This window comes from Mesorhizobium sp. M1B.F.Ca.ET.045.04.1.1, from assembly GCF_003952465.1.
Lineage (GTDB): Bacteria > Pseudomonadota > Alphaproteobacteria > Rhizobiales > Rhizobiaceae > Mesorhizobium > Mesorhizobium shonense.
Window position 1 is genome coordinate 1,102,548 of the sequence record NZ_CP034448.1, and the last position, 14,555, is coordinate 1,117,102.

A 14,555-nucleotide genomic window follows, 5' to 3' on the forward strand; every position below is an offset into this window, starting at 1 on the left:
GCGCGTCTGCGGCGCGCTCACCAGCCGACTTAACTAAGGCCGACTGACACAAGTCGCTACGCCGGCGTGAGCCCGGCGCCAGCTTTTCCCATTTTTCAAGATCGACGGATTTACGCATATGAGCGCACCGCGCACCCTCTACGACAAGATCTTCGACGACCACGTCGTCGACCGCCAGGACGACGGCACCTGCCTGCTCTATATCGACCGCCACCTCGTGCATGAGGTCACCAGCCCGCAGGCCTTCGAAGGCCTGCGCATGAGCGGCCGCCAGGTTCGCCATCCCGAAAAGACGCTGGCCGTGGTCGACCACAACGTGCCGACCTCGCCCGAGCGCAAGTTCGGCATCAAGAACGAGGAAAGCCGCATCCAGGTCGAGGCGCTGGCCAAGAACGCCAAGGATTTCGGCATCGAATATTATTCCGAGAACGACGTCCGCCAGGGCATCGTCCACATCATCGGGCCTGAGCAGGGTTTTACGCTCCCCGGCATGACCATCGTCTGCGGCGACAGCCACACCTCCACCCATGGCGCCTTCGGTGCCTTGGCGCACGGCATCGGCACGTCGGAAGTCGAGCATGTGCTCGCCACCCAGACGCTGATCCAGCGCAAGGCCAAGAACATGCTGGTGCGCGTCGACGGCCAGCTTCCGGAAGGCGTCACCGCCAAGGATATCATCCTCGCCATCATCGGCGAGATCGGCACCGCCGGCGGCACCGGTTATGTCATCGAATATGCCGGCGAAGCGATCCGCTCGCTATCGATGGAAGGCCGCATGACGATCTGCAACATGTCGATCGAGGGCGGCGCGCGGGCCGGCCTGATCGCGCCGGACGAGACCACCTTCGCCTATGTGAAGGACAAGCCGCGCGCGCCGAAGGGCGCCGCCTGGGATTCAGCACTCGCCTATTGGAAGACGCTGCATTCCGACGAAGGCGCGCATTTCGACAAAGTGGTCGTGCTCGACGCGCAAAAACTGCCGCCGATCGTCTCCTGGGGCTCCTCGCCCGAGGACGTCGTCTCGGTGCAGGGCTTCGTGCCCAATCCGGCCGATATCGCCGACGAGAACAAGCGCTCCTCGAAGCTGCGCGCGCTCGACTATATGGGGCTGACGCCGGGAACCAAGATCACCGACATCGCGCTCGATCGCGTCTTCATCGGCTCCTGCACCAACGGCCGCATCGAGGACCTGCGTGCCGCCGCCAAGGTGGTCGAGGGCAGAAAAGTCAATCCGCGCGTCAATGCGATGATCGTGCCGGGCTCCGGCCTGGTGAAGGAGCAGGCCGAGGCAGAGGGTCTAGACAAGATCTTCGTCGCCGCCGGCTTCGACTGGCGCGAGCCGGGCTGCTCGATGTGCCTGGCCATGAACGACGACCGGCTGAAGCCGCATGAGCGCTGCGCCTCGACCTCGAACCGCAATTTCGAGGGCCGGCAGGGCTTCAAGGGCCGCACCCATCTGGTGTCGCCGGCGATGGCGGCGGCCGCCGCGATCGCCGGCCACTTCGTCGACATCCGCGACTGGAAGTAACGGCCAGCGGCAAACGCGACAAAGGCCCGGATCGCGCTGCGATCCGGGCCTTTTGCTAGCTGCGCTCAGCGGTCGCCGCGCCGAATGATCTTGTGAAATTCCTCGCGCCGGCCGGGCTCGTCGGCGGCGACCACCAGCGCCAGTTTTTGCTCGTCGAAAATCCCGAACCACTCATCCCATTCGACCAGCTCGTAGCCGCCGGCATTGAACGGCCGCTCCGGGCGGTCGTCGTCCTCATAGGCGTTCTGGCCGAAAACCAGGCGCAGCATGGGTTGCGTTCCGGCCTCGGGCGAAACGTCGACGATGGCCGGAAATCCGGCGCGCGCCGCCGCCCAGGAACGGATCGCATCGTGATCGGTCAGAGTGATTGTACCGGCCATCGGCATTCTCCTGTTTTGTTGAAAACGCCGGCCTTGCCGAGCTGTTCCGTGCCATGGCTTAACCGCTTGTTTGCGCTTCCGCACTAGCATCTCCCCTTGGGTAAAGTTGGGGAAAGTCACGGCTCGTTGGACACTGGTCTGCTCATAGCGCTGCTCAATCCCACGATAGCGCTGGCGCTCGGCGCCGCGTTCCTCGTGCTGTGGTTCTATCAGCGCCACCGCCCGTACCTGGCGGTGTTGGCGGCGAGCTATTGCCTGTCGGCCTCGGGCTTCCTGCTGCAATATTTCACGCTTCCGGTCGGCGTCGTGGCGACCAAGCTGATCTCCAACATATGCTTCACGATCGCCGCCTGCTGTCTTTCCAGCGCGATCGTCGCACGCTACGGCCGGCGCGTGCCCTATATCGGCATCGGCATCATGACCGGCGGCGGGCTCGCCGCCTTTGCATGGTTCATGTTCGTCCAGCCGGATCTCACCTGGCGCGTGCTCGGCATGAATTTCGGCTTCGGCGGCTTGAGCCTGCTCGTCGCGGCCGAGCTCAGGCCAGTGCGCAACAATGGGCCGACCGAAAAGATCCTGTTCGTGCTGTCGCTGCTCTCGGCGCTGAACTTCACCGCCCGTACCCTGATCGTCGTCATCGCGCATGGGCCGTTCCCGAGCTATGACGGGTTCTACGGTTCGTCCTATTGGACGACGGCGCTGCTGTCGCATGCGCTTTTGTCGCTCCTGATCGCGCTCTGCCTGTTCACGGCGGCGGCGCTCGATGTGATGAAGGCGCTGAAGGCCGAGACCCACACCGACCCGCTGTCGGGGCTCCTCAATCGCCGCGGCTTCGAGGACCGGGCGGCATTTCTGCTCGATCGATGCGCCAAGGCGGGATCTCCCGTTGCGCTCGTGCTTGCCGACCTCGATCATTTCAAGGCGTTGAACGACCGGCACGGGCATGAGGCGGGCGACCGGGTGATTGCCGATTTCGCCGCCAAGCTGCGTTTCGCCACGGGCACGCGGGGCGCTGCCGGCCGCATCGGCGGCGAGGAGTTCGCCGTGCTGCTGCCGCTCAGCGATCTCGCCTCGGCGCGCCTGTTTGCCGAAGCGATCCGCAGCTACTATTCGGCCGGCGCGATCGACGGGGTTCCTTCCGGCGTGAGGGTGACCGCGAGCTTCGGCGTCGCCGCCCGCACCGGCAATGAAGGGCTGGCGCCGCTGATGCGGCGCGCCGACGAGGCGCTCTACAAGGCCAAGAGGAACGGCCGCGACAGCGTCCGTCTTTCCTACGAGCGGCCTGAAACCACCTTCGTGCCGGAGCCGCTCGCAGCCGGCTGAGGCAAGGTCAAACCGCCACGCCTTCGTCATCCTCGGGCTTGACCCGAGGATCCATGCCGTGACGACTGCCGTAGAGTGCAGCCCATCAGATTCTGCACCGTCGCGGCGCTCCAAAGTAACGGAATGGATTCTAGGGTCTGCGCGCGTCGCTCCGCTCCTTGCTCCGCCCTAGAATGACGACCGAACGGGCCTTGCAGCTAATCGCCAAGGCCTGCGGTTCCGCGCCATAGCCCGCGTTAACGTGTTTTTCGCCCGTCGATGGTTTTCTGTCCGGGGGACTCAAGGAACATGGGCAGCGCTGATTTCATCCTGGTGATCAATCTGTTCGTCGCCGGGCTTCTGGCGGCGGCCTTCATGACGATCGCCCTCTATGACGTCGGGCGCGTGTCGGCGCGCTGGCTGGCCTTCAGCTATGGGCTCGGCATGGCCTATTTCGCCATCGAATTCAGCATCCCCGCCTTTGCCGATGCCCGGCTTCCAGTTGTCGCAGCCTTCGCCGTCTTCCTCGGCGCAACCATTGTCTTCAACGGCGGGCTTGCCCGCAAATACGGCGTGACTCCGCCCTGGGCGCCGATGCTGTTCTTCCTGGGCGTCGCCTCGGTCGCCGTCTATTTGGTGCAAGACCTGCCGCGCCACTCGCTCACCCGCATGATGGCCTATCAGCTTCCCTATGCCGCCATGCAGTTCACCGCTCTCGGCATCGTGCTGTCCTCCAGGCAGAGGCTCGGGCGGCTCGATCACATATTGATGGTCGTGCTCGCGGCAAGCGCTGCGCAGTTCGCGTCAAAACCTTTCATCGCCGGCGCGCTCGGCGGCTGGGGCGCCAATCCGCAATCCTATGTGCAGACAGGCTATGCGCTGGTGTCGCAGTCGCTTGGCACCGTGTTCGGCCTGGCGCTGGCGCTGCTCGCGCTCGCCATATTGGTGCGCGACGTGCTGGCCGAGGCGACGTCGAAATCGGAGACGGACACGCTGTCGCGATTGCTCAACCGCGGCGGTTTCGAACGTCATGCCGAGCTGGCACTGAGAGATGCTGTGCGCCGGGACGCTCCAGTGGCGCTGGTCATCGCCGACCTCGACCACTTCAAGGGCATCAACGACAGCTATGGCCATGCCTGCGGCGATCGCGTCATCGAGACCTTTGCGGGCCTCCTGCGCGAGGCGGCGGCCGAGCACCATGTCGCCGGCCGCATCGGCGGCGAGGAATTCGCCATCATTCTGCCCGGCAGCAAACTCGCCGCCGCGCGGCTTTTCGCGGAGGGCGCGCGCAGCGCCTTCGGCGCGCTGCCGATCGAGGGCCTGCACACCGATCATCGCTGCAGCGCGAGCTTCGGCGTCGCCGAGCTCGCGGCGGACGAGGGGTTTTCAGATCTCATGCGCCGTGCCGACGACGCGCTCTACGCGGCCAAGAATGCCGGCCGCGACTGCGTGCGCTTATCGCCCGGAATCGCGATGCGACAGGCCAAGGCGCTCAGCGGCAGGGGCTGAGGTTGGGCATCTCGCCGTCGGAAAGCCCGTACATATAGGAGCGGCCCTTGACGAAGACCGGCGGCTGGTAGCAGCCCGGAGCGCCAGCATCGTCGGAGTCGTAGATGACGTCGGGCTGGCCGGCACCGGTAAAGTTCGAGAGCTCCTTGGCGTGCCTGCCCTCGCCGACAATGATGCGCTTGTAGCCGGCGGCGCTGTCGATGACGAGATTGCCGAAGGAATCGGCATAGACGCGGTCGTGATGGCGAAGACCTGCCTCGGCCGGCCCGGCGATTGCGGTGGCGAGTGCCGCCAGCGTGACGGCCGCGAGGCTTACCCGCACTGAATTCGAACGCATGTCGCTCTCCCTTGATCGACGCGAGAGATCGCGCCTGGAATCGGGTTCGAACCAGAAATTAACCTTTTCTTAACCTTTGTTAAGAGGCGAGCGGTCATCGGGATCGGAACTTAATGAACATGGTTAATTTCGGGGGCTGATTCCTGACCCCAGCGCAGGCATGGTCACCGGGCCTGACCCGGCTCGGCTGGCTCCGGGCGAACTTGATCTTGGCGCGCCGCATGGCTAGCGTGCCGCGCATGAAAGAGGCAGCACATGGCGTTTAGCCGCGCGGTTCGGGTGTCGCTCGTTGTTCCGCTGCTCCTTGCAGCCGCTGCCTGCGTCCCGCGGGACGGCGCACCCAGGGCAGCGAGCACGGTGTCGCCCGCGGTGTCACCTGCTCCCGGCCAGCAGCCCGCTGCACCCCCGACGCCCTCGATATCCGCAACGACGAAAACGCCAGCAACGCCTCCGTCGCCCACAACCAAAATCATCACCGACCTGACCGCGCCGCGATCCACTGTGGGTACGGCCACCTATCGATGCGGCAATGGCGGCATGATCACCATCCAGAATCTCGGCTCGTCGTTGCGTGTGCTCGGGCCAGATGGCGCGGCCGAAGAGTTTGCGGCTTCGCCGGCCAACCAGAGCAGCCGCTACCAGGAAGCGGCGACGCATGACGCAATCGTGATCGACGGACGCGAGGCGCTGGTGATGAAGAGAGGGTCGACGCCTCAGACCTGCAGAAGGTAGGGGAGTAGAGGAATAAGGGAGTAGTGGAGTAGGCAAGTGGCAGTGGTGCAATGTCGCCGCGTGTCCTCCCTTATTCCCCTACTGCCTCGAATTGCCCGCTAATCGATTGAAGCGGAATTTCCCCTTTTTGTCAGACTAAATGACTTTTCCAAAACGATTTTCCGGCTTTGACGCGGTGCAAAAAGCGCATTAGAAACCGCCTATCCGAAGCCATATATGGAGGCGGCAAAAGCCGCATTCTTCGCGGCTCCGGAACGCCGAACTGGGGGAGCCATGAGCAAATCACCAGCCACCCGCGCAGTTGTCAGACATGAACGGCCGCTTTCGCCGCATCTGACGATCTACCGGCCGCCGATCACGATGACGATGTCGATCATCCATCGCATCACCGGCGGCGCGCTCTATTTCGGAACGCTGCTGGTGGCAGCATGGCTGATCGCGGCTTCGACGTCGCAGGCTGCGTTCGACTGGGTCAACTGGGCCTTCGGTTCCTGGCTCGGCCGGCTGATCCTGTTCGGCTACACCTGGGCGCTGATGCACCACATGCTGGGCGGCCTGCGCCATCTCGTCTGGGACACCGGGGCAGGACTCGAAAAAACCACCGCCTCCAAGATCGCCTGGGCAACGCTCGCCGGCTCGGTTCTGCTCACGCTTTTGATCTGGATCGCGGGCTACATGGCGCGGGGGGCTTTCTGATGAGCGCGAAGAACACCGATATGCGTACGCCGCTGGCCAAGGTCCGCGGCCTCGGCTCGGCCCGCGAAGGCACGCAGCATTTCTGGCGCCAGCGGCTGACCGCGATCGCCAACATCCCGCTCATCCTGTTCTTCGTCGGCTTCCTGATCGCGGTCAACGGCCACGGCTATACGGAAGTGCGGGCTTCGCTCGCCAATCCGTTCGTGGCGCTGGTGCTGGCGCTGGTGCTCATTTCCGCGCTCTACCACATGCGGCTCGGCATGCAGGTGATCATCGAGGACTACGTGCATGGCGAGGGCATGAGACTGGCGCTGATCGCCCTCAACACATTCTTCTCAATTGCAGTGGGCGTCGCTTCGCTCTTCGCCCTGCTCAAACTGGCATTCGGAGGCTGAAGTCTTGGCCAAGGACGCATCAACCGCCAACACGGCTTCCGCCTATACTTTTGTCGACCACAAATTCGATGTGGTGATCGTCGGCGCCGGCGGCGCCGGCCTGCGCGCCACGCTCGGCATGGCCGAGCAGGGGCTGCGCACCGCCTGCATCACCAAGGTGTTCCCGACCCGCTCGCATACGGTCGCGGCGCAAGGCGGCATCGCCGCCTCGCTCGCCAATATGGGGCCCGACAATTGGCAGTGGCATCTCTTCGACACCGTCAAGGGTTCGGACTGGCTGGGCGACATCGACGCGCAGGAATACATGGTGCGCGAGGCGCCCGCCGCCGTCTACGAGCTCGAGCATTACGGCGTGCCGTTCTCGCGCACGGAAGAAGGCAAGATCTACCAGCGGCCGTTCGGCGGCATGATGATGAATTTCGGCGAAGGTCCGCCGGTGCAGCGCACCTGCGCGGCCGCCGACCGTACCGGCCATGCCATGCTGCACACGCTCTATGGCCAGTCGCTGAAGAACAACGCGCAGTTCTTCATCGAGTATTTCGCGCTCGACCTGATCATGGAGCCGGACGGCACCTGCACCGGCGTCGTTGCCTGGAACCTCGACGACGGCACCATCCATCGCTTCTCGGCCAAGATGGTGGTGCTGGCGACCGGCGGCTATGGCCGCGCCTATTTCTCCGCCACCTCGGCGCATACCTGCACCGGCGACGGCGGCGGCATGGCGGCGCGTGCCGGGCTCGCGCTGCAGGACATGGAGTTCGTGCAGTTCCACCCGACCGGCATCTACGGCGCCGGCTGCCTGATCACCGAGGGCGCGCGCGGCGAGGGCGGCTATCTCGTCAATTCAGAGGGCGAGCGCTTCATGGAGCGCTATGCGCCGTCGGCCAAGGATCTCGCCTCGCGCGACGTGGTCTCACGCTGCATGACGCTGGAAATCCGCGAAGGCCGCGGCGTCGGGCCGAAGAAGGACCACATCTTCCTGCATCTCGACCATCTCGACCCGGCCGTCCTGCACGAAAGGCTGCCGGGGATTTCGGAATCGGCAAAAATCTTCGCTGGCGTCGACCTGACCAAGGAGCCGATCCCGGTGCTGCCGACGGTGCATTACAATATGGGCGGCGTGCCGACCAACTATTGGGGCGAGGTGCTCAATCCGACGGCAAAGAGCCCGGATCGCGTATCGCCCGGGCTGATGGCGGTGGGCGAGGCCGCCTGCGCTTCGGTGCACGGCGCCAACAGGCTGGGCTCGAATTCGCTGATCGACCTCGTCGTCTTCGGCCGCGCCGCGGCGATCAGGGCCGGCGAGGTGATCGACCGCAATTCGCCGATCCCGTCGCCCAACGCGGCTTCGGTCGAGAAGATCATGGATCGCTTCGACCGGTTGCGCCATGCCAATGGCGCGGCGCCGACGGCCGATGTGCGCGAAAAGATGCAGAAGGCGATGCAGGAGGACGCGGCGGTGTTCCGCACCCAGGAATCGCTGGACAATGGCTGCAAGCGCATTTCCGCGATCTGGGGCGAGCTCAAGGACCTCAAGGTGTTCGACCGCTCGCTGATCTGGAACTCCGATCTCGTCGAGACGCTGGAGCTGGAGAATCTGATGGCCAACGCCATCACGACGGTCCACGGCGCCGCGGCGCGCAAGGAGAGCCGGGGCGCGCACGCGCGGGAAGATTTCGCCAACCGCGACGACGCCAACTGGCGTAAACATACGCTGGCCCGCGTCAGCGAGGACGGCAAGGTGACGCTCACCTACCGGCCGGTGCACACCGACACGCTGCTGCCGGAAAAAGACGGCGGCATCAACCCGGCCAAGATCGCGCCGAAAGCCAGGGTGTACTGACCATGACATTGGCGGCCGCGGGATATTCCGGCACGCCCCTTCCGGCCAAGCTCGGCCTGAAGGACGGTATGGTCGCCGCCTTCATCGCCTTGCCGCCGGAACTCGACGATCTTGCCGAGGCCATGGACTTCGCCGAGGTCGATCGATTGCCCGAATGGGCAGCGATCTCCGGCACCGGGAAATACGATGCCGTGCACGCCTTCACTCGCCAGCGCGCCGAGATCGAGGATCGTCTTGGCGATATAGAGACGGCGATCAAGCGCGACGGCATGGTCTGGGTCTCCTGGCCGAAGAAGGCATCGAAGGTCGCCACAGACGTCACCGAAGACGTCATCCGCACGCAAGCGCTCAAGCTCGACCTCGTCGACGTCAAGGTCGCCGCCGTGAATGAAATCTGGTCCGGGCTGAAGCTCGTCATCCGAAAGGACCGCAGGTAATGGTCGAACTCACACTTCCCAAGAATTCGAAAGTCCAGCAGGGCAAGACATGGCCGAAGCCGGAAGGCGCCACCAACCTGCGCGAATACCGCATCTACCGCTGGTCGCCGGACGATGGCGAGAACCCGCGCATGGACACCTATTTCGTCGACATGGACGATTGCGGGCCGATGGTGCTCGACGCACTGCTCTGGATCAAGAACAAGATCGACCCGACGCTGACGCTGCGCCGCTCCTGTCGTGAAGGCATTTGCGGTTCCTGTGCCATGAACATCGACGGCTCCAACACACTGGCCTGCACCAAGGGCTGCGACGACATCTCCGGCGCGGTCAAGGTCTATCCGCTGCCGCACATGCCGGTGATCAAGGACCTGGTCCCGGACCTCACCACTTTCTATGCCCAGCATGCCTCGATCGAGCCGTGGCTGAAGACGGTCTCGCCGACGCCCGCGAAGGAGTGGCTGCAGAGCCATGAGGACCGCGAGAAGCTCGACGGGCTCTACGAATGCATCCTGTGCGCCTGCTGCTCGACCTCGTGCCCGAGCTACTGGTGGAACGGCGAGCGCTATCTCGGCCCGGCGACGCTGCTGCAGGCCTATCGCTGGCTGATCGATAGCCGCGACGAAGCGACCGGCGAGCGGCTCGACAATCTCGAAGACCCGTTTAGGCTCTACCGCTGCCACACCATCATGAACTGCGCGCAGACCTGCCCGAAGGGACTCAATCCCGCCAAGGCGATTGCTGAGATCAAGAAGATGATGGTGGAGAGACGGGTCTAGCCTCGCAGGTTCGTGGCGATCTCGAACGCCGCGTTCCGTCACACTCCCCTCTGTCCTGCCGGACATCTGCCCCGCAAGGGGGGAGATTGGCTGTCTTTCCCGCTTTCGCTAATCTTCAACGTTGCAAGAATGGACGAACGGCGCTGAAGCTGCCGATCTCCCCCCTTGCGGGGGAGATGTCCGGCAGGACAGAGGGGGTGCTGTCCCTCCGGCCTCACAAAGGATAGCAACCCCATGACCGATCTCCCCGTCCTCTCCCCCGCCGAAGCCCGGATCCTCGGCTCGCTGATCGAGAAGAAGGAGCTGACGCCGGACGTCTATCCGCTGACGCTCAACGGCGCGCATCAAGCCGCCAACCAGAAGACGGCACGCGAGCCGGTGATGGCGCTGGAGCTGACGGAGGTCAGGCGGGCGCTCTCCCAGCTCGAGCAGAAAGGCCTGGTGCGCCAGGCTTTTGCCTCGCGCGTCGAGCGCTACGAGCATCTGATGGCGCAGCGCTTTTCGCTCACCACGCCGCAGATCGCCATCGTCGGCCTGCTGCTCCTGCGCGGCGCGCAGACGGCGCATGAGCTGCTCGCGCGTTCGGAACGCATGGCGCGCTTTGCCTCGATCGAGGAGCTGCGCGACAATCTCGACCTGATGATCGGCCGTCGCCCGCCGCTCATCCAACTGCTCGAACGCGCGCCCGGACAGCGCGAGGAGCGCTATGTGCATTTGTTGAGCGGGCCGGTGGAAGCGGCGGCGGTTGCGACGCCTTGGCAGCCGGCGGCGGCGTCATCGGATTCCGACCTTGAAGCGCGGGTGCGGGCGCTGGAGGATGAGGTCGCGACTCTGCGCGCGAAGATCGAGGCGCTGGGCGCGTAAGGAAGTCAACCATCGACGTTTGCGCTGCCCCTCATTGCCCTGCCGGGCATTTCTCCCCGTATAGTGACGGGGAGAAAGGGCTGGCCGCGACCTTGGCGCCCTGCTTGCAACGTTGGAGGTTGGCGAAACCATCGATCGCAGCGCCCCTCTCCCCGTCACTATACGGGGAGAGGATGCCGGCAGGCAGGTGAGGGGCGGCGCCGGCGTCTGCCGCAAGCGCCCGGCTAGCAGTCCGAAGTTTGGAGTGTTTCTCACCCCAGCCTGGCGTCGAGCGAGACCTTGATGGCGCCGAGCGCCTTCGACACCGGGCATTCGGCCTTGGCCTTCTCGGCCAATTCCTTGAACTTCGCCGCGTCGATGCCCGGCACCTTGCCGACCAGGGTGATGGCGCTGCCGGTGATGCCGGTGCCGGGCACCAGCGTGACCACCGCCTTGGCGTCGAGCTCGGTGGCCGGCGTGCCGTTCTCGGCCAGGAAATGCGACAGCTGCATGGCGTAGCAGCCGGCATGCGCGGCGGCGATCAGCTCTTCCGGATTGGTGCCGGATTTGCCGCTCTCGTCCTCGAAGCGAGCCTTGAAGGAATAGGGCGTGCCCTTCAAGGTGCCGCTCTGGGTGTCCAGCGCGCCCTTGCCTTCTTTGAGATTGCCTTTCCAGACGGCGTTTGCGGTGCGGTCCATGAAGTCCTCCTGGCTTTTGTCGGGGTCTGCGCCGGCGGGCACCGGCGTTCCCGTCAACTATAGCGCGGGCGCGCCGGAAGACCATCCATGCCTCTTGGCTCGATTATGCCAGCATCGGCGGCCCCGCCGGAATTCCTGAAAAAATGCTCGTGCAAAAATGTCGACTTCCCGGCGGTTGGACCGTCCTGCGGGCGGTCGCGAGTTCTGCGGCCGATGGAGGTTCAGGATGGACAATCTGTTTTTCGCACTTTGGAGGCGCCCCGGCAGAAGGGCCGAGCGACCGGAAGAGTTCTGGCTGGATCCCCCAGCATCCGGTTTCGGCCAGCTGGTGGCGGCCGTGGCCATCATCGGGATCGCGGCATTCCTGCTCGACCACGCGGCGGCCGCCAGAAGCAAGGCTGACAGCGTCGCTGTCGCCTCCTATGGTTCATCACAGGAAGGGAACGAAAAATGAAATATGTCCTGCTGGTCTATGGCGAGGAAAAAGACCTCTTCGCGCTCACGCCGGAAAGATCCGCCAAGCTCGATGCCGACTCGCTCGCCTATGACAGGGAACTCGACCAACAAGGCAAGCTGATCATCGCGCAGGCGCTGCAGCCGGTAGGAAAGTCGAAGTCGCTCAGGCGGCGCAAGGGCAAGCGGCTGGTCACCGACGGCCCGTTCGCCGAGACGAAAGAGCAACTGCTCGGCTTCGTCATGGTCGAGGCGGCGGATCTCGACGAGGCGCTGGCGATCGCCGACGGCATTCCGCTGGCCGAGCTCGGTACCGTCGAGGTCAGGGCGATCTACAATGTGCCGGGATCATGACGCCGGCGTATGGCGGTTGCGGTGTCTTTGTTTGATGCATGTCGTTCTCCCAAAACTGCTGAGCACTTTTGGGCGACGTGCATTAGGGGTTTCTTAGCTGCCGCAACTGTCGCGTGTTGAAGCGATGCCCCACTTCTCCTATCGTTGCGGGATTTCGGGGGAATTCGGCATGCCTTTCCTGATCGCTGTACTTGGCCTGCTCGGCGCGGCGGCCATCTGGTGGTACCGGATGAAAGCCATGAACGAGGCCGCGCGCGAGGTGGCCGATGTCGTCGGGCGCGTGCAAGGCAATATCCGCCGCAAGAAGCTGCGCAAGCAGGCGGCGCTGTCGCCGCTGACGGCGATCGACGATCCCGTCGTGGCGGCCGCGACGCTGATCACTTCGATCGTTTCGGAACAAGGCCCGATCCTGCCGCAACGCGAGGCCGCCCTTCGCGAGGTGATCTCGCAGATTGCGCAGAGCCCGAAGAAGACCGACGAGGCCGTCGTCTACGCCAAATGGGCCGCCTCGCAGGTCGACGACACCACGATCGTCATCGACAAGCTGGCGCCATTCCTGCGCGAGCGCCTCGATCCGCACGAGCGGGACGATCTGCTCCGGATGCTGAACCGCGTGGCGCAAGGCGGCGAGCAGAGCCTCAGAATAGCCGACCAGCGGATGCTGAGGCTGCGGCAGAAGCTGGGTTTTGAAGTGAACTGAGCTGAAGCAGCGGCGGCCGGGCCGCATGCCTTCGTGATTGGCCGGAACGCCTCTCGCTTCGTCATCTATGGCGGAGCAAGGAGCGAAGCGACGCGGCACAGACCATAGAATCCATTCCGTTACCTGTAAGCGTTGCAGCGGCGCAGAATTCTGCTCGACAGCACCCTACGATTAAAGTCACGGAATGGATCCTCGGGTCTTCGCGTCCGCTTCGCTCCCGCTCCGCCCGTGGATGACGACGTCGTGTAGGCCTCGGCCAATTGCGAGGTGTTAGATCGCCTCCCCTTTCAATAGCCTTGGCGTGTCGCCGGACAGGCCCGAGGCCTGGCGGATGAAGAAGTCCTTGAGCCTGGGCATGCGCTCGACTAACCCGAGGCCGACGTCGCGCACGGCGCGCAGCGGGCCGATGTCGTTGGAAAACAGCCGGTTCAGCACGTCGGTGGTGACGCCCATCTGCAGCGTGTCGAAGCGCCGCCATTGCTGGTAGCGTTCGAGCACGTCGAGCGCGCCGATGTCCCGGCCGAGCCGATCGGCCTCGACCAACACCTCGGCCAACGCCGCCACATCCTTGAAGCCGAGATTGAGGCCCTGGCCGGCGATCGGATGAATGCCGTGGGCGGCATCGCCTGCGAGCGCGATGCGCGGCGCGACGAAAGCGCGCGCAAGCGTCAGCCCCAGCGGCCAGGCGCGCGGCTTGTCGGCGACGCGGATCTCGCCGAGCTTCAGCCCGAAGCGCTGCTCCAGCTCGTGCTCGAAGACGAACTCGTCGCCATCGACGAGTTTTTTCGCGTCTTCCGTGCGCTCGACCCAGACGATCGACGAGCGGTTGGTGCCGTCCTTGTCGGGTTTCAGCGGCAGCGTCGCGAAGGGGCCGGCTGGCAAAAAATGTTCCTCGGCACGGCCATTGTGCGGGCGCTCGTGGGCGACCGTGCAGACGATGCCGGACTGGCCGTATTCCCATTTCACCGTCTTGATGCCGGCCATGTCGCGCAGCTTCGAATTGACGCCGTCGGCGGCGATCAGCAGCCGTGCCTTGAGCGCGGCGCCATCGGCCAGATGCACACTGATGCCGGCGCCGTTCGTGTCGAAGGCGCTGACGGCCATGCCTTCGATGATGTCGATGCCGAGCTTTTCGGCGCGGCGGCGCAGCGCGCCGTTCAGAACCCGGTTGGCGACCATATGCGCGAAGGGTTCGCCGGGCGCCACCTCGCCGTCGAAGGTCAAAAACACCGGACGCACCGGATCGGCGGCGCGCGAATCGGTGATGATCATCTCGGTGATCGCCTGCGCTTCCGGCGCGATCTCGTCCCAGACCCCTAACTGTTCCAGCATGCGGCAGGCGGCAGCGGCAATCGCCGAGGCGCGCCCGTCCTTCTGCCAGACGCCGGCGGGCGCCGCGTCGACGATGGCGACGGCAAGGCTGGGGCGCGCCTGCTTCAGCGATACGGCGGCGGCCAGACCGACATAGCCGGCGCCCGCCACCAGCACATCCAGCGATGTTTTGTCTGCTGCATCCGCCTTGCGCTCCACCATGGCACTTTCCTTTCGCGGCCTCCGGCGGCGGCCGTC

General features: G+C 64.7%; 17 protein-coding genes. 13 read left to right on the plus strand and 4 right to left on the minus strand.

Annotation, left to right across the window (positions count from 1 at the left end):
- Window positions 1–118: 118 nt before the first annotated feature.
- Entirely contained in the window at window positions 119–1,528 is a 1,410-nt protein-coding gene (leuC, locus tag EJ071_RS05465; RefSeq protein ID WP_126097162.1) for a 3-isopropylmalate dehydratase large subunit, read from the plus strand.
- 65 nt (window positions 1,529–1,593) lie between these two features.
- On the opposite strand, the gene EJ071_RS05470 is transcribed toward leuC, so the two are convergent.
- Window positions 1,594–1,908 (minus strand): hypothetical protein, encoded by a 315-nt coding sequence (locus tag EJ071_RS05470; RefSeq protein ID WP_126097163.1) that lies wholly within the window; start codon window positions 1,906–1,908, stop codon window positions 1,594–1,596.
- 126 nt (window positions 1,909–2,034) lie between these two features.
- On the opposite strand from EJ071_RS05470, the gene EJ071_RS05475 reads away from it, so the two are divergent.
- Window positions 2,035–3,231: a GGDEF domain-containing protein gene (locus EJ071_RS05475; RefSeq protein WP_126097164.1), complete on the plus strand. Its 1,197-nt coding sequence runs from the start codon at window positions 2,035–2,037 to the stop codon at window positions 3,229–3,231.
- A gap of 288 nt (window positions 3,232–3,519) precedes the next feature.
- A complete protein-coding gene (locus tag EJ071_RS05480) occupies window positions 3,520–4,719 on the plus strand; it encodes a GGDEF domain-containing protein (RefSeq protein WP_126097165.1) in 1,200 nt (399 codons plus the stop codon).
- On the opposite strand, the gene EJ071_RS05485 is transcribed toward EJ071_RS05480, so the two are convergent.
- Window positions 4,703–5,056 (minus strand): hypothetical protein, encoded by a 354-nt coding sequence (locus tag EJ071_RS05485; RefSeq protein ID WP_126097166.1) that lies wholly within the window; start codon window positions 5,054–5,056, stop codon window positions 4,703–4,705. The two genes, EJ071_RS05480 and EJ071_RS05485, sit on opposite strands and share 17 nt — an antisense overlap.
- 501 nt (window positions 5,057–5,557) lie before the next feature.
- On the opposite strand from EJ071_RS05485, the gene EJ071_RS40205 reads away from it, so the two are divergent.
- The 7 genes from EJ071_RS40205 (at window position 5,558) to EJ071_RS05520 (ending at window position 10,802) form a co-directional block, all read left to right on the plus strand.
- Window positions 5,558–5,788, plus strand: a complete 231-nt coding sequence (locus tag EJ071_RS40205) for a hypothetical protein (protein ID WP_320229448.1) — start codon at window positions 5,558–5,560, stop codon at window positions 5,786–5,788.
- 273 nt (window positions 5,789–6,061) lie between these two features.
- Window positions 6,062–6,484, plus strand: coding sequence for a succinate dehydrogenase, cytochrome b556 subunit (sdhC, locus tag EJ071_RS05495; protein ID WP_126097168.1), 423 nt, complete (start codon window positions 6,062–6,064; stop codon window positions 6,482–6,484).
- Window positions 6,484–6,879 (plus strand): succinate dehydrogenase, hydrophobic membrane anchor protein, encoded by a 396-nt coding sequence (sdhD, locus tag EJ071_RS05500; RefSeq protein ID WP_126097169.1) that lies wholly within the window; start codon window positions 6,484–6,486, stop codon window positions 6,877–6,879. The genes sdhC and sdhD overlap by 1 nt, the downstream gene beginning before the upstream one ends.
- A gap of 4 nt (window positions 6,880–6,883) precedes the next feature.
- Window positions 6,884–8,722: a succinate dehydrogenase flavoprotein subunit gene (gene sdhA, locus EJ071_RS05505; RefSeq protein WP_126097170.1), complete on the plus strand. Its 1,839-nt coding sequence runs from the start codon at window positions 6,884–6,886 to the stop codon at window positions 8,720–8,722.
- A 2-nt stretch (window positions 8,723–8,724) separates the two neighbouring features.
- The gene (locus EJ071_RS05510; protein ID WP_126097171.1) at window positions 8,725–9,159 is read left to right on the plus strand and encodes a DUF3052 family protein; all 435 of its coding nucleotides are present in this window, start codon (window positions 8,725–8,727) and stop codon (window positions 9,157–9,159) included.
- Entirely contained in the window at window positions 9,159–9,938 is a 780-nt protein-coding gene (locus EJ071_RS05515; protein ID WP_126097172.1) for a succinate dehydrogenase iron-sulfur subunit, read from the plus strand. Before EJ071_RS05510 ends, EJ071_RS05515 begins: the two co-directional genes overlap by 1 nt.
- Window positions 9,939–10,172: 234 nt before the next feature.
- Window positions 10,173–10,802, plus strand: coding sequence for a DUF480 domain-containing protein (locus EJ071_RS05520; RefSeq protein ID WP_126097173.1), 630 nt, complete (start codon window positions 10,173–10,175; stop codon window positions 10,800–10,802).
- A gap of 251 nt (window positions 10,803–11,053) precedes the next feature.
- On the opposite strand, the gene EJ071_RS05530 is transcribed toward EJ071_RS05520, so the two are convergent.
- Window positions 11,054–11,479, minus strand: coding sequence for an OsmC family protein (locus EJ071_RS05530; RefSeq protein ID WP_126097174.1), 426 nt, complete (start codon window positions 11,477–11,479; stop codon window positions 11,054–11,056).
- A gap of 226 nt (window positions 11,480–11,705) precedes the next feature.
- Here EJ071_RS05530 and EJ071_RS05535 point away from each other — a divergent pair, with 226 nt between their 5' ends.
- From EJ071_RS05535 to EJ071_RS05545, 3 genes are all read left to right on the plus strand, one after another.
- Window positions 11,706–11,933, plus strand: a complete 228-nt coding sequence (locus EJ071_RS05535; protein ID WP_126097175.1) for a hypothetical protein — start codon at window positions 11,706–11,708, stop codon at window positions 11,931–11,933.
- Entirely contained in the window at window positions 11,930–12,286 is a 357-nt protein-coding gene (locus EJ071_RS05540) for a YciI family protein (RefSeq protein WP_126097176.1), read from the plus strand. Before EJ071_RS05535 ends, EJ071_RS05540 begins: the two co-directional genes overlap by 4 nt.
- Before the next feature lie 169 nt (window positions 12,287–12,455).
- Window positions 12,456–12,986, plus strand: a complete 531-nt coding sequence (locus tag EJ071_RS05545) for a hypothetical protein (RefSeq protein ID WP_126097177.1) — start codon at window positions 12,456–12,458, stop codon at window positions 12,984–12,986.
- A gap of 270 nt (window positions 12,987–13,256) precedes the next feature.
- Here EJ071_RS05545 and EJ071_RS05550 read toward each other — a convergent pair whose 3' ends face one another.
- On the minus strand, window positions 13,257–14,519 hold the full coding sequence (locus EJ071_RS05550; protein WP_126097178.1) for a ubiquinone biosynthesis hydroxylase: 1,263 nt from the start codon (window positions 14,517–14,519) through the stop codon (window positions 13,257–13,259).
- Window positions 14,520–14,555: the final 36 nt, after the last annotated feature.

Coding starts and splice junctions, on each gene's coding strand:
- leuC (WP_126097162.1), top strand. CDS start 119: ATGAGCGCACCGCGCACCCTCTACGACAAGATCTTCGACGACCACGTC.
- EJ071_RS05470 (WP_126097163.1), bottom strand. CDS start 1,908: ATGGCCGGTACAATCACTCTGACCGATCACGATGCGATCCGTTCCTGG.
- EJ071_RS05480 (WP_126097165.1), top strand. CDS start 3,520: ATGGGCAGCGCTGATTTCATCCTGGTGATCAATCTGTTCGTCGCCGGG.
- EJ071_RS05485 (WP_126097166.1), bottom strand. CDS start 5,056: ATGCGTTCGAATTCAGTGCGGGTAAGCCTCGCGGCCGTCACGCTGGCG.
- sdhC (WP_126097168.1), top strand. CDS start 6,062: ATGAGCAAATCACCAGCCACCCGCGCAGTTGTCAGACATGAACGGCCG.
- sdhD (WP_126097169.1), top strand. CDS start 6,484: ATGAGCGCGAAGAACACCGATATGCGTACGCCGCTGGCCAAGGTCCGC.
- EJ071_RS05510 (WP_126097171.1), top strand. CDS start 8,725: ATGACATTGGCGGCCGCGGGATATTCCGGCACGCCCCTTCCGGCCAAG.
- EJ071_RS05515 (WP_126097172.1), top strand. CDS start 9,159: ATGGTCGAACTCACACTTCCCAAGAATTCGAAAGTCCAGCAGGGCAAG.
- EJ071_RS05520 (WP_126097173.1), top strand. CDS start 10,173: ATGACCGATCTCCCCGTCCTCTCCCCCGCCGAAGCCCGGATCCTCGGC.
- EJ071_RS05530 (WP_126097174.1), bottom strand. CDS start 11,479: ATGGACCGCACCGCAAACGCCGTCTGGAAAGGCAATCTCAAAGAAGGC.
- EJ071_RS05535 (WP_126097175.1), top strand. CDS start 11,706: ATGGACAATCTGTTTTTCGCACTTTGGAGGCGCCCCGGCAGAAGGGCC.
- EJ071_RS05540 (WP_126097176.1), top strand. CDS start 11,930: ATGAAATATGTCCTGCTGGTCTATGGCGAGGAAAAAGACCTCTTCGCG.
- EJ071_RS05545 (WP_126097177.1), top strand. CDS start 12,456: ATGCCTTTCCTGATCGCTGTACTTGGCCTGCTCGGCGCGGCGGCCATC.
- EJ071_RS05550 (WP_126097178.1), bottom strand. CDS start 14,519: ATGGTGGAGCGCAAGGCGGATGCAGCAGACAAAACATCGCTGGATGTG.